The organism is Aneurinibacillus danicus (assembly GCF_007991215.1).
Lineage (GTDB): Bacteria > Bacillota > Bacilli > Aneurinibacillales > Aneurinibacillaceae > Aneurinibacillus > Aneurinibacillus danicus.
This window is the reverse complement of the sequence record NZ_BJXX01000068.1, coordinates 15,670-29,275: the sequence shown is the minus strand read 5'-3', so window position 1 is coordinate 29,275 and position 13,606 is coordinate 15,670. Positions and strand designations below refer to the sequence as shown.

General features: G+C 41.8%; 11 protein-coding genes and 1 riboswitch. Of the genes, 3 read left to right on the top strand and 8 right to left on the bottom strand.

Annotated elements, in window-relative coordinates:
- Both ADA01nite_RS08255 and ADA01nite_RS08250 read right to left on the bottom strand, forming a co-directional pair.
- Positions 1-759 carry an energy-coupling factor ABC transporter permease gene (locus tag ADA01nite_RS08255; RefSeq protein ID WP_146809474.1) on the bottom strand — a complete coding sequence of 253 codons (759 nt, stop codon included), beginning with the start codon at positions 757-759 and terminating at the stop codon, positions 1-3.
- Between the two features lie 156 nt (positions 760-915).
- Positions 916-1,134: riboswitch (cobalamin riboswitch) on the bottom strand.
- 90 nt (positions 1,135-1,224) lie between these two features.
- Positions 1,225-2,358 carry a zinc-dependent alcohol dehydrogenase gene (locus ADA01nite_RS08250; protein WP_146809473.1) on the bottom strand — a complete coding sequence of 378 codons (1,134 nt, stop codon included), beginning with the start codon at positions 2,356-2,358 and terminating at the stop codon, positions 1,225-1,227.
- A 545-nt stretch (positions 2,359-2,903) separates the two neighbouring features.
- Between ADA01nite_RS08250 and ADA01nite_RS08245 the strand changes: the two genes are divergently transcribed.
- The 3 genes from ADA01nite_RS08245 (at position 2,904) to ADA01nite_RS08235 (ending at position 6,799) form a co-directional block, all read left to right on the top strand.
- Complete coding sequence (locus ADA01nite_RS08245; protein ID WP_146809472.1) at positions 2,904-3,575, top strand: response regulator transcription factor; 672 nt, start codon at positions 2,904-2,906, stop codon at positions 3,573-3,575.
- A gap of 37 nt (positions 3,576-3,612) precedes the next feature.
- A complete protein-coding gene (locus ADA01nite_RS08240; protein WP_146809471.1) occupies positions 3,613-5,568 on the top strand; it encodes a 7TM diverse intracellular signaling domain-containing protein in 1,956 nt (651 codons plus the stop codon).
- A 136-nt stretch (positions 5,569-5,704) separates the two neighbouring features.
- A complete protein-coding gene (locus ADA01nite_RS08235; protein ID WP_170230200.1) occupies positions 5,705-6,799 on the top strand; it encodes an HD-GYP domain-containing protein in 1,095 nt (364 codons plus the stop codon).
- 248 nt (positions 6,800-7,047) lie between these two features.
- Here ADA01nite_RS08235 and ADA01nite_RS08230 read toward each other — a convergent pair whose 3' ends face one another.
- The 6 genes from ADA01nite_RS08230 to ADA01nite_RS08205 form a co-directional block, all read right to left on the bottom strand.
- Complete coding sequence (locus ADA01nite_RS08230) at positions 7,048-7,716, bottom strand: YdcF family protein (protein WP_146809469.1); 669 nt, start codon at positions 7,714-7,716, stop codon at positions 7,048-7,050.
- 61 nt (positions 7,717-7,777) lie between these two features.
- Positions 7,778-8,551: an acyltransferase gene (locus ADA01nite_RS08225; protein ID WP_146809468.1), complete on the bottom strand. Its 774-nt coding sequence runs from the start codon at positions 8,549-8,551 to the stop codon at positions 7,778-7,780.
- On the bottom strand, positions 8,551-9,813 hold the full coding sequence (locus ADA01nite_RS08220; RefSeq protein ID WP_146809467.1) for a glycosyltransferase family 4 protein: 1,263 nt from the start codon (positions 9,811-9,813) through the stop codon (positions 8,551-8,553). Before ADA01nite_RS08220 ends, ADA01nite_RS08225 begins: the two co-directional genes overlap by 1 nt.
- A complete protein-coding gene (locus ADA01nite_RS08215) occupies positions 9,810-11,036 on the bottom strand; it encodes a glycosyltransferase family 4 protein (RefSeq protein WP_146809466.1) in 1,227 nt (408 codons plus the stop codon). The genes ADA01nite_RS08220 and ADA01nite_RS08215 overlap by 4 nt, the downstream gene beginning before the upstream one ends.
- Positions 10,996-12,336, bottom strand: a complete 1,341-nt coding sequence (locus ADA01nite_RS08210; RefSeq protein WP_146809465.1) for an O-antigen ligase family protein — start codon at positions 12,334-12,336, stop codon at positions 10,996-10,998. Before ADA01nite_RS08210 ends, ADA01nite_RS08215 begins: the two co-directional genes overlap by 41 nt.
- Before the next feature lie 6 nt (positions 12,337-12,342).
- Positions 12,343-13,599 carry an oligosaccharide flippase family protein gene (locus ADA01nite_RS08205; RefSeq protein ID WP_146809464.1) on the bottom strand — a complete coding sequence of 419 codons (1,257 nt, stop codon included), beginning with the start codon at positions 13,597-13,599 and terminating at the stop codon, positions 12,343-12,345.
- Positions 13,600-13,606 lie beyond the last annotated feature (7 nt).

The following is a 13,606-nucleotide window of genomic DNA, read 5'->3' as shown; positions in this document are numbered from 1 at the left end:
CTACGCTCCCTGTTTCATAGATTGCAACTGTGCAAGCTCACGTCCGTTATAGGCGACCAGAAAGTTCCATACCAGTACTGTTAATAGCCCTTCGCTAATCGCCAGCGGCACCTGCGTTACGGCAAAGATGCCGGCGAATTTCATAAAAGAAGCTGCCACACCGCCGCTCGCTGCCGGAAAAGCAAGTGCCAGTTGCAGAGAGGTGACAAGATATGTAGCCATATCCGCAAGCGCCGCTGCCACAAAAATTGCCAATCTCTGTTTTCCCGTCGAGCGAGTGATTGCTCGATACACAATGTACGCTACGAATGGCCCAACTACCGCCATCGAGAACGCATTGGCGCCAAGCGTAGTCAGGCCGCCATGCGCCAGCAACAATGCCTGGAACAGAAGCACAAGCGTGCCCAGCACCGACATTACCAGCGGACCAAACAGTACCGCTCCGAGTCCGGTTCCGGTCGGATGCGAACTGCTTCCTGTCACCGAAGGAATTTTCAATGCGGACAGGACAAATGCAAAAGCCCCCGCAAGACCAAGCAGCAGCTTTGTTTCCGGTTTCTCCTTTGTTATTCTGGTCAATGACCGAAGTCCCAGCAGGAAAAAGGGCAGAAATACCACCCACCAGAACAGTGCCCACTTCACGGGCAAAAATCCCTCCATAATATGCATGGCATAGGCCGTCTGCGGCTCGTTCCATAAGAAATACAATATAAATCCCAGGACCATACTAATACCTGAAAGTATGCGTTTTCCTTTCATCCTCGTTTTCTCTCCTTTCCCTTATTTTTGTGTAGGCAAAATAAAAAGCACCCTTTCCCACGGAAAAGATGCTCAGGTAAACAAAAGCGCACAAATTGGTTAACAAAACTACGCCTGTATATATCCCTTTGAACACCTCCCCATCCTCGTGGTCCGACAGTGTTGCTCTTCACGGCAGGTCTCCTGGCTTCGAGTCAACAAACATACGCCCCCTTCCCGTTTTACAGGCAAAACAGTGGGTAATCCATCGGCGATGTTCTCCTCTTCACAGTGGCGGGACCGCGTCGGTTTTGCACCGAACTTCCCTTTTAAGCTCTTTATTCCGACGTGTTAGCAAGTGTCGGAATTTTAAGCACCGCAAAGCTTGCAATATGCAGTTGAAATTTGAGCCAATCATAACATGAAATGAAAAATAATGCTATACCTCACCACCGTCAATACAAGAAAAGAAGGATACTTGTTACTCTAGGGCTTTAAAACAACCTTGATGCAATCATCTTCATGGTCGTTAAAGATTCTGTACGCATGACTTGCGTCGTCAAGCGGTACTTTGTGCGTAATAATCTCCGTTGGATCAAACTCTTTATCCATAATTTTTTTTAATAGTTTAGGCATAAAAGGAATGACCGGTGCCTGTCCCATTTTAAGTGTGATATTTCTTACCCAAAAGGCACCCAATGGAAACATATTGTAGTTGCCACCGTACACACCGGTGATTTGAACCGTTCCGGCTTTCCTAACAGCTTTTGTGGAAATCTGTATAGGTCCAAGAGTTCCGCCCTGCAGCTTTAATTTTTGTTCGATAAACTCCAAAGTCGATCTCTTTCCGTCCATACCAACACAATCAATGACAACGTCCGCACCGCCATGCGTAATCTCTTTTAAATGTTCACCCATATCATCGTATTGAGTAAAATCGAATATCTCAACATTGTTCATTTTTTTTGCATGGTTTAACCGATAATCCAAGTAATCGACAGCAATCACTCGCTTTGCGCCTTTCATCCAGGCAAACTTTTGAGCCATCAACCCAACAGGTCCACAGCCAAGCACAATAACAGTATCCCCTGATTTTACCCCGGAATTTTCCACGCTCCAATAGGCAGTAGGCAGAACATCGCTTAAAAAGACGAGATATTCATCTTCCAGCTCAACTGATGCCGGGATTACAAATGGGGTGAAGTTTCCAAAAGGCACTTTTAAATATTCTGCCTGACCACCCGGATGGTTTCCGTACTTCTCTCCAAAACCGAAGTACCCTCCTGAATCATAATGAGGATTGGCATTATCGCATTGGCTGGTCATATCATTCTGGCAATAAACACAACGTCCGCATGCAACATTAAAAGGGATAATGACACGGTCCCCCTTTTTTACCTTTGTCACTTCAGGACCCACTTCTTCTACAATCCCCATTGGTTCATGACCGATAATGTATCCTTCTGGTACCGGGGAATTCCCCTGATATAAATGCAAATCAGATCCGCATATGGCAGTAGTGGTTATCCGTACAACAATATCATCTTTTTTTTCTAATTTTGCATCCTCTACCTGTTTTACCTCTACAGTATTCGGTCCCTGGTAAGTTACAGCCTTCATTGTTTACACTCCAATCAACGTTTATATATTCATCTTCCGTCAGACGATTTTTTAATCTTCGCCCTTACTCTAATTTTTGTCACTATAAGGCACACTATTCAGGGCATTTTTTTCTTTATTTTACGGAGTGAGCGCTTTTATTTATGACCTTTTATATGACAGCTATCAGTTATGTTGTGACTTACGCTTTCTTATAATAGGCTACAAATACCAATTTAAGTCAGGAGCCAAAACAGTATGCAGGAAATGTATGTAAAAGTTTCAGAATGCTCCCGTGTTATACGAGGCTATGTAGTAGCCAAAAAAGAACAACAGTATCTTCTTCTCATTCCATGCGGCCTTTTAGAAGTAAAAGGAAGTCTATGCCATATCTATGAACAAGATCAGACTCACCTCTGCCCCGCCTGTCCGGAATCACACCGTCAAAGAGACTAATAAGAAAAACGCGCAGGCGTTGCCGCTCGTCCTTTTTCCCTCCTTCCATCAGTAAAACAGTATTATAATGAATAATACAAACCATTTATCAAGGAGAGCGGAGCAGTCTTATGATTACAATCTTAATTGCAGACGACCAAACCCTCATGCGAGAAGGTCTAAAAACTATTCTTGATCTTGAAAACGACATGCGGGTAATTGGTACGGCGGAAAACGGACAGCAAGCCTACGAAATGGTACGTGAACACAAACCCGACATTGTATTAATGGATATCAAAATGCCGGTTATGGACGGCATTGAAAGCACCAAAAAAATCAAAAAGGATTTTCCACACACACTCATCCTCATTCTTACAACGTTTGCAGAAGACGAGTATATTGTAGAGGGGATGGCAAATGGTGCAAGCGGATTTCTATTGAAAGACATGCCTGGAGATAAATTAATCGCTTCTATCCGTGACGCCGTAAAAGGCCAGATGATGATGCCGGCCGTTATCGCAGCCAAACTTGCTGCCCGCCTCTCACATGTCTCTTTCCAGACGAGAAGTTCCATCCACGTCGAACGTCTTAAACAGCAGGGCATCGGACTATCCGAACGGGAGAGAGAAGTTGCCGTGTTGATGCTTCAGGGCATGAGCAACCGCCAGATCGCAAAGACGCTATTTATCAGTGAAGGAACGGTCAAAAATTACATCAGCATGATTTATGCTAAGATAGGAACCAACGAACGTTCTAAGGCCATTCTTTATTTAAAAGAATTAGGTGTGGAGCACCCGAAGTAACTTCCCTATCTACCACAAACAAAGGGGATATCACTGGATGAGAGAACGATTATTTTCCTTGTTTGCACTTACTATTTTATTTTTTAGTTTTGTACTTTCCGGCTGCGCGGTTCATTCTTCTTCTTTTCCTGCTGTAAAAAATGGCGTTCTTGATGCTTCACGCTGGAATTTTACAACGCAGGGCCCTATCAAGCTAAATGGAGAATGGAAATTTTACTGGAAACAGTTTACTATGGATATCCCAAACGCATCGCCTTCCCAAAACCAGGACCATACTATCATAGTCCCTTCCATATGGAACAGTAAAAAAATCAATGGCATACCCCTGCCCGGGCAGGGGTATGCTACTTATACAATCACCGTTCAATTCAATCCGGCAGAGAAAAACTCTACCAAGGCTCTCTATATTCCTACGATATCTTCTGCTTACAGGCTCTACATCAACGGTAAGCTAGCAGCTTCCGCCGGAACGATCGGAAAAACCGCACAGGAAATGAAACCGCAAAGCTTATCTCAGGTGGTATATTTTCAACCGAAAGAAGAGCGGGTTACATTAACCTTTCATATCGCCAACTTTGTGCATAAAAAAGGTGGGATATGGAAAGCTATTCTACTTGGGAACGACAAGCAGATTACCGACCTGAAACAAAAAAAGCTGATTTTTGACGCAGCGCTCTCTTCCTGCTTGCTGATTGCGGGGCTGTATCATTTCGTTCTCTATCTGCTGCGCCGTACGAACAAGTCGCCGCTGTATTTTGGCCTATTTTGTTTGTTTATTGGTATCCGCTCCGTCATTACCGGTCGCGATATACTTCTGACTACTCTATTTCCCAATTTCGACTGGGAGATATCATTAAAGGCTGAATATCTCGGTTTTTATCTTGCGCTTCCTATTTTTGTTATGTTTCTTCATTCTATGTATCCGGAAGACTTTCCTCATCCATTTATTCGTCTCACACAAATTTTAGGAGGAGCTTTTAGCTTACTTACTCTGACGACAACATCTGTATTCCACTCGACAGCGATTACATGGTTCTACCCTGTTATGCTTGCTTGCATTTCCTATATACTATTTCTTCTTTTTCTTGTTGCCCTGCGAAAGAGGGAGTTTGCTCTGTTAAATGTATCTGTTGCGGTGATTTTTTTTCTTACAGCCATCAACGATATTCTGTACTACAACCAAATAGTCAAAATCGGAAATCTAACCCCATTCGGGCTCTTTCTCTTTGTATTTGTTCAATCGTTCACCATATTGGTAAAGTCCGCACGCGCATTTGCCAATGTAGAACGAATGTCCATTCAATTGAAGAATTTGAATAATACACTTGAAGAAAAAGTAAGGGAACGAACACAAAAGCTTGAGCACTCCCTTCAAGAAATGGCAGCAGCCCGCTCCGAAATGTCCGCGCTTGCAGAACGAAATCGCATCGCCGGTGAAATTCACGACATTGTGGGCCATACCTTAACGCCCATTATCGTGCAAATCGAAGCCGGAAAACGCCTTATCGGAAAAAATCTTCCTCTGGCTATAGAAAAATTGGAACTGGCACAGGAACTTGTCCGCAACGGATTGAATGAGATTCGACGTACAGTCCGTATGATTAAGGAAGATACCCTTATTTTTGATTTACTAGCGGAGCTTAAAGAGCTTATTCATGTGACCGAGAAGCACGCGGGAATCGAGATTGAGTATACTATCTTTCCTCTGCCTGATTTGAATCTCTCCCAGAAAAAATTTCTTTACCATGCTCTGCAGGAAGGATTAACAAATGGCATCCGGCACGGCAAAAGTACGCATTTCACCTTTATTCTCAAAGAGGAAAACGAAACGATCGTATTCTTATTAAAAGACAACGGCCAGGGTTGTGAAAATATAACGTATGGTTTCGGTTTAAAGACAATGGAAAGCCGTGCTGCAGAAATAAATGGAACGCTATCCGTTATATCACAGCCCAACCAAGGCTGCCAGCTTACGATTTCTTTTCCATTATAGTTTAATCCACCCAATTCCAACGAAGAATTGGGTTGTTTTTTTGTATGACAATAGACATGACCGCTATCACTTATCATATGACTTGCATTATGAATATAATCGTTGGAGATTCAAGGAAAAGGAGAAAGGGAAAATTATGAGACTCGTTTCAACGTCCCGATGTGAACCGGGCATGGTGCTGGCGAAACCTGTATTGAATCAGAAAGGCGCCGTCATTCTGGGCACCCATTCAGAATTAACAGGGCAGACGATTAAACGTTTCAAGCAAATGGGAATTGATATGGTATATGTACGGGACAAGGCGACAGAGGATATTTATATCGATCAAGTTATCTCCGACGAAACACGATGTGAAGCTTTAAGCACCATCTATTCTACTTTTAATGAAATTCAAACAAGCTCTTCTATAAAATCCCAAACAAAAAAATCGGCTTCTCTTTACAGCACATTCAGTGCTTTATGCCAGCGGATTATCGATGAGATGAAGAGTCGCAAATCGGCTATTAATCTACTCGGCAACATTCACATCCATGATCATTATGTATACTCTCATTCCCTCAATACAACGCTGTATGCAATAGGAATCGGAATAAAAAAAGGGTATAGCGATAAAGAGTTAACGGAAATCGGACTCGGAGCGCTCTTGCATGATATCGGACAAATGAAAGTTCCGACGAGCATTATCCAGAAAGAAGGACAGCTCACCAGCAAAGAATTCGAAACAGTCAAAAAACATACGGAATACGGATTCGATCTGCTGCGGCAGGAATATGGCTTTCCCTTGCTTGCGGCCCACTGTGCATATCAGCATCATGAACGCCTAGACGGAAGCGGCTATCCACGCGGCCTGAAGAAAGATGAGATTCACAAGTATGCACGCCTGTTGGCGGTTGCAGACGTATTCGAAGCGCTGACCAGTCATCGGGTCCACCGGCGCGCTATGCTGCCGCATCTTGCTATCGAAATCCTCTACAGTCAATCCGGTACCCATTTTGATCAGGATTATGTTGAGTCTTTCCGCAACACTGTAGCCATTTATCCGATAGGCGTCAGCGTCAAATTGAATACCGGGGAAACTGCCATCGTTGCCGGGTACAAAGCCAATATGCTTACCCGTCCTATCGTCCGTATTATTAAAGACCCCGCAAATAACCCTCTACCGCATTATCATGAGGTTGACTTATCCAAGAACCTCTCTCTTATGATTGAGGAGTGCGATATTATGCGATAAAAATCGGTCTTAGTTTCTGTAAATTGCTTGTTCATGTTGTCTTCCAGTGTATCAATGTGTCGGCCAAGTTTCTGTAGATTTTCGTTAATCGGCGAAATTTTTTCGTCCAAAACAGCTCATAGCACTTTTTCGATTTCATTCACTGGCACTGCCTCCCTATTCCTGATACTGTTTATTTTACACTAATGCGGTATTTCGTTCCATTTATGACTCATCTCCTTTCATTAGGTCATTCTAACGGTGATTATTCAATAGATTAGTTTGTATGCAACCAGTTTTACATACTCTTCAATAACAAATGATCGTACCATTTTGTTTTTCCACCAGTTTTGAATATAAAAAGAACTCTCGGTAGTAGGACTTAAAACCCATTCCAACTTCACTCTGGATTCTTTCTCAATTTGTTTAAGAGTCCAGAGTGAGCGCTTCGTATGATAAGGGGATGTAACAAGGATACCGGTTGAGAAACCTTCTTTTCGAAAAATGTCAATTGTGTGAAGAGCATTGTCATAGGTGCTTTCAGCACGATCATCCACAATAAATACTCCCGCAGGAACACCTTTTCTCATACCATATTCCTTCATGCTTTTAGCCCAGTTAAAAGAATCGGGGGACTTGCTTATCCCTCCGCTTAAGACGATCTTCGGGGCATACCCTTGTTGATAAAGGGTGATTGCATGGTTAAGACGTTCAAGTTTTTCACCGCCTCCAAAAACAACAATAGCATCTGCTTTTTTTATCTGATTTTTTACTACCAGATTCCCCCCTATATAGGTCAGAATTTTCTCAGAATAAATAAAACACCCAACCACTACAATGATAAGTAAAAAGAAAAAGCTCGTAAGCAATCTCATCAACTTTTTACGCCGTGTTCTTTTCTTCAACCTATGTTTCTCAAGTCTGCTCTCTACGTTCAAATCACTACACTCGCTTCCTGCTGGCAATGTTCTTATCAGATGAATCCCCCGCTCCAAATAATTAATTTGAAATACTCATCCCAGTTTCATGTGGATAACAATGATATACCTCACTTCCTTTCCCATGGTTCTGATTCCGCAGAAGCTGGGACTGAGGAACCTCCCTTCTTTTTTTGGCAGGAGCTCCTATCACCAATTCCTCCCGTTTCACATCACGCGTAACTACACTTCCTGCTCCAACTGTCCCATCCTCTTCGATTAGAATTCCCGGCAGTACAGTCGCATTTGCACCAATACGCCCTCCGTCTGCTATCGTTATACCTTTCATTTTCAAAAAACGCTCTTCAGAGCGGGCCAGATAGTTATCATTTGTGGTTACTACACATGGAGCTATAAAAACATGATTCCCCAGCTGTGAAAATGCCGTAATGTAACAATTTGTCTCCAGCTTACAAAACGCTCCGATTTGGCAATCATTCTCGACCGCTACTCCTCTTCCGACAATCGTTCCCGTTCCTATCGTAACCCTTTCTCTTACAGTAGCCAAATCGGCGACAAAAACATCCCGCTCCAAAATCGCCCCTGCATAAATAATGGTTGAGGTACCGATTATACATCCATCACCAATAACCGTTGAAGACAGGGCAATCTCATTTTTTCGAGCAGAATTTTTTGCTCTTGTTGGCTGTTTCCCTATTACAGCATTATCCTGCACAACTACGTTGCTACCGATTTTTACACCGTCATAAATAATAACGTTATGCCCTAGCATTACATTATTACCAAATTCAACCTGATTACCAATGACGACATTCACGCCTTTTTCAACATTCATTATTTTAAACACTCCCGTTCTCGTTCTTTGCTCATCCAACTGTCTATTAACCGGTTACTTAATTCGTTCCACGAATGATGCTTTTCCACATATTCTCTCGCCTTTTCCCCCATTTTTGCACGTTCGTTATCCGAACGTGCAAGCCAGCGGATCGCCTCCGCCATCTCTTTGGAAGTGCTTACCTTAATCCCTATTCCCGCTTGATCAATCAGTGTCGTTTCCAGATGACATTGAATTACTACCGGGAGCGAAGCAGCAAGATAGTCATACAGTTTGTTTAGACTGAATCCCCATTTGTAAATATCTGCTTTAAGCATGGAAACTAAGGCAATATGAGTGCGTTCCAAGACAATTGGGACCCATTCTTTTGGAATAGCTGGACCAAAAATTACATTCGAAAGTCGTGCCTCATTCGCCTTCTTGATTAACCTATTTTTCTCCGTTCCATCACCAATAAAAAGGAACATTAGCTTATCTTTCCATTCATCATCCTGCTGCAACAAACTTGCCGCTTCGAGGATACTGTCCAGATTGTTCGCTACTCCGTGAGCACCGATATAAACAGCCACCAACCGATTTTGCAATCGGTTTAATAACTCTTCCAATTCCGACGGAACTTCCTGATGCGGGTAATTATAACGCGAAAGATCAACACCATTCGGAAGGTAAAGTACCTTTCCCCGGTCAATGCCGCGATTTGATACATAATCTACCGCTTTATCAAACAGAACGATAATTCGCTCCGCCTTTCTGTACAAAAACATTTCCAACTGACTTAACATCCAGACAATCGGATTCTTTCTGGAAAATTTACCTAAATGAACCAGAGTTTCCGGCCATAGATCTCTCTCTTCGAAATAGAATGCGCATTTTTTCTTTTTAGCTACAACATATCCCAATAAAGCTGCCAGTGGATGCATGAGAGAGCCAATCACAATATCCGGTTTTTCCTCCGTTCGCCTGCATTCCATAAATGCTCTGAATGTATAGCTTAAGATATTACATATGCGACGCCAATCATTTTTTTGATAGGGGATTGTTTTAATCCATACATACTGAACACCGTTATGGATTTCTTTCTGTACGTACTGAGAAGAAAAATATCTTATGCTCTCCTGTTTTGCTTGGTGGTTAAAAGAAGCTGCAAAAATGCGCACTTGATTCCCTTTTCTGCAAAGCTCCTTCCCCAAATCGTAATGACGAGTCCCTCCACTGGCTCCAGGTGCTATCGCATAATGATTAAAAATCCAAATTTTTTTCATGTTGAAGATGATCCCCCTCTTCCCCTCGCAATAATTTCAGAGTAAAGATTGCACATCTTCCCCACACTATTTTCCCAAGTAAAATGCTGACAAACAGTTTTTTTTGCCTTCATTCCCGTTTCAACTCTGGTTTTTTCATCCCTATACAAATGCATAATGCGTTCTGCCAATGCGTTGCTGTCCCTAGGGGGAACCAACCATCCTGTTTCGCCGTTAGAAACAATGTCTTCGATTCCCTCTCCCATGCATCCGATTACAGATTTTCCGCATGCCATGGCTTCCAGGTAAACAATTCCGAATGCTTCGTTCCAGCTTGGAAGAGTAAATAGATCGCACATCTTCATGTACCGCTTCACCTCTTCATTGGAAACTGCCCCTATGAAAGTAACGTGTTCTTCAATCCCTAATTCACGGGAAAGCTTTTCAAGCTCCGACTTTATTGGGCCGTCACCAATAATCAGGTAATGTATCGTTGGAATTTTCTTTACTACCATGGCAACTGCACGCAAGTTATATTCAATTCCTTTGTATGCGATTAAATTCGACACGCTCAGAAGCAGAAACCGATCTAAACATTCTGGTGGCCGCTCATTATTTTCCTCTTGTTGATCAACCAAAAAACGTCCGTTTACCCCATTCGGAATAATACAATAACGTGATGACAAATCAGGAAATAATTTTTCTCCTATGTTCTTTAATTTAGAGCTGACAAAAATGACTTGTGCTGCTGAGGCAAGTGTTTCGCGTACTACTCCCATGCATTTTGGATTTCGATAGATAGTTGTAGAAAAGTCTGCTCCATGTATGGTTACTACGAAAGGAACCCCAAGCATCTTCGAAAGGAGTTGTGCTGCTGAACCATCCGGAAGCACAACATGTGCATGAATCAAATCGTAAGGGAATCGCAACAGATTCCTACATTGGGTCTTAATGCTGCGAAACACACTTTTTCCACTTCTGTTCAAAAGAAAGCCTTTTGGGTAAGCTACGTATTTGGGATTATAGAAGGATATCTCTTCTCTCTTCATCAGCAGGGGAACCTGAGCATATCGCTTCCATTTTTGGCTTAAGTATGGCAACGGAAAAGGAGCAAACGGACTTGGGGAAATAACGGTAACTCTATGCCCGTTTTCTATCAGCGCCTTCACCTGATCATATACAAACAATCCGTAGTGAGAGTCACTAGTCTTGGGAAACATATGGGATATGACGAGAATGTTCATTAGCAAACTCCACCTTATCAATTCGAATCGTCAGGATTGCCAAAGCAACTATGCTCCATTGCATGGCAAAATGAATGGCACTGCTAGTAGAAGCAGCGGAAATAATATAAATTAGCAACGTAAATGCGTTGGCGCGTGCTACCGTGGAGCGAATCCCTTCGCTTCTCCAACTTATGATCACATTTTTTATAATTAGATAGGAATACATGGATACATAGAGAAGAAAGATAGGCAATCCAAAATTCACAAGTACCTCCAACCACCAATTATGTATGTTATGGACCGGAAAGCCATTCTGCGCATTGTATACCTCTACTTGCCCTGCACCAATACCTAGAAAAAAACTATTTTGCAAATAATCAAGGCCCGCATTCCACAATTCATCTCTCGTTCCAAAGCTAGAATCGCTTTCAACCGCTTGCGAAGGATCAAAAAACAATATCATTGAAGAAATTTTATTGTAAGCTCCCTCCGGCAGCACCATAGATAGCAGAATAAGAAGTCTATCTATATTAGCTATCAGCAACAATGGCAAACCAAACATAATTAAAATTTTCCCAAGCGTTGGTTTTCTGACCACTGAATAACAAGCTGAACATAGCAAAAAAATAATAAAGGCAAGTATATTAGCCCGTGAAGCGGTATAAAAAAGACAAAAAACACCACTTAATGAAACAACCATTACAAACAGTTTTCTTCCTATCTTCCTTTCATAGGAAAACGTATATAAAAATAACAACGGCAGATTCAATATTAGATAGGTAGCAAAATCATTTTGATTGTGAAAGACTGACGTAATACCCCAGTATCCATCTACTTCTAATTCATTTAGACTTGACCTTTTATAATGAACCCCGGTTATCATTTCATAGATACCCAGCACAATAATAATAAAGAATGTTCCGATGAACAGCTCTACTAGTAGGAATAATCCTTTGAGGGAGAGGAAAAAACGATTAATTGTCCAAATTAAAACGAACATAGATGTCAAAAGAAACAAATATTGTATACCTTCTCCTATATCCCTTCCCCACAATAATGAGCAAATCCCATACAGTAGCCATATTAAGAAAAAAGACGTGATCATAATGCTAAACAATGACGAAAACATGAGAACACGTTCTTTTTGTTGAAAAAATGCAAAAAGACTAACGACGATTAAACTAAAATAGGTTATGCGAAAGAACGTAGGCTCCAATAACGGAATCGGAATGGGTAATGAAAAGAATGGACCAAAAATAGAGAATATAACCGTAGCACAGGCCAGAAAAAATTGTAATCTCCTTATGTTGATAATCACTCCTGTTTACCTCTTCATCCTAGTCATGTTAAATAGCAAAAAGCCGTACCCCAATGTAAAGAAAAAACCTACACAAGACATGACTGTGATGGTCGTCCCCATATCATGGGAAATAGCGCTTGCCGCCATTACAAACACTATTATTGAGAAATTAAATAGGACACCATAGCGAAAGGCTGTTCTCTGCTGATCCAAAATACTGGGCAACTGCGAAACCGGGGAAACAATAAACTTAATAAACATATATGGAGCAAGTATTTGCGCATATATCCCTGCTTCCTTCCATTCCTCCCCGAATAAAAATCCAAAAAGAAAAGGGGAAACCAAAAAAATTCCTAAGAAGATGGGCAATCCAATAAAAAAGAGCCTACGCACTGAGTTCTTGACAAAATTCTGTAAGTCTTCATCATCTCTGTATACCTCAACCGCTTTTTGATAAAAGACTTGTGCAAACGCGGCACCAATGAGAGTAATCGGTGTTTGGACCACCCGCATTGTAAGCGAATACGCGCCTAATTCGGACGTGCCATGAAATGTTGAGATTAAAAACACGATACCATTTGCCTGCAAAACATCAGAAAATGCATGCGGCAAATTTAATTTAGGAAAGTTTCTGAAGCGGCTAGCATTTCTCATCATCCTACTTCTGGTAATCCATCTAAAACGAATGTGATCTTCTTTTAAGATCACCGTAAGATAAAGTAGCGTGCCAATCCCCTGACCAACGAGCGCACCTATAACTAACCCAAAGGGGAGAGCTGTGAAAAATCCGAATATAATAGAGAGTGCACCAGTAACAAGAGCTACCGTTACTTTAGCTAGCGCGAGACGCTGGAACTGTTTTTTTCGGTTCGACCAATACGTGAATGCTTGAAAGCTGCTGTAAAAGAAGATGTATATCCCAACAAGATACAAGCAATACCTTAGATTAGGATTTTGCAACAGTGATGCAATCTGTTCATCGAAGCTAAGCATCAAAATAGTTACTATAATACTGCAAAATAAAATCAATACTGTAGTTAGAGCAAGCACATTTAATGCATCTTTCTCTTTTTTTGGCAACATGATAGCCAATTCATACCGGCCCGTTGCTATCATGCCAAAAACAGCGACAAATGACATGAACGCCGCAAACAAACCAAAATCCTCCGGTGTATACATTCTTGTCAACACAGGAGAGATAGCAAGAGGGATGAGTTGAACAATGGCTGTCCCGGTCATCAATGTTAGCGCATTACAAAAAAATGACTTTTTTCTATCCATGTTTTTT

What these genes read in the sequence shown, in the direction of transcription:
- ADA01nite_RS08255 (WP_146809474.1), bottom strand. Translation starts at nt 759, where the DNA reads ATGAAAGGAAAACGCATACTTTCAGGTATTAGTATGGTCCTGGGATTT.
- ADA01nite_RS08250 (WP_146809473.1), bottom strand. Translation starts at nt 2,358, where the DNA reads ATGAAGGCTGTAACTTACCAGGGACCGAATACTGTAGAGGTAAAACAG.
- ADA01nite_RS08245 (WP_146809472.1), top strand. Translation starts at nt 2,904, where the DNA reads ATGATTACAATCTTAATTGCAGACGACCAAACCCTCATGCGAGAAGGT.
- ADA01nite_RS08240 (WP_146809471.1), top strand. Translation starts at nt 3,613, where the DNA reads ATGAGAGAACGATTATTTTCCTTGTTTGCACTTACTATTTTATTTTTT.
- ADA01nite_RS08235 (WP_170230200.1), top strand. Translation starts at nt 5,705, where the DNA reads ATGAGACTCGTTTCAACGTCCCGATGTGAACCGGGCATGGTGCTGGCG.
- ADA01nite_RS08225 (WP_146809468.1), bottom strand. Translation starts at nt 8,551, where the DNA reads ATGAATGTTGAAAAAGGCGTGAATGTCGTCATTGGTAATCAGGTTGAA.
- ADA01nite_RS08220 (WP_146809467.1), bottom strand. Translation starts at nt 9,813, where the DNA reads ATGAAAAAAATTTGGATTTTTAATCATTATGCGATAGCACCTGGAGCC.
- ADA01nite_RS08215 (WP_146809466.1), bottom strand. Translation starts at nt 11,036, where the DNA reads ATGAACATTCTCGTCATATCCCATATGTTTCCCAAGACTAGTGACTCT.
- ADA01nite_RS08205 (WP_146809464.1), bottom strand. Translation starts at nt 13,599, where the DNA reads ATGGATAGAAAAAAGTCATTTTTTTGTAATGCGCTAACATTGATGACC.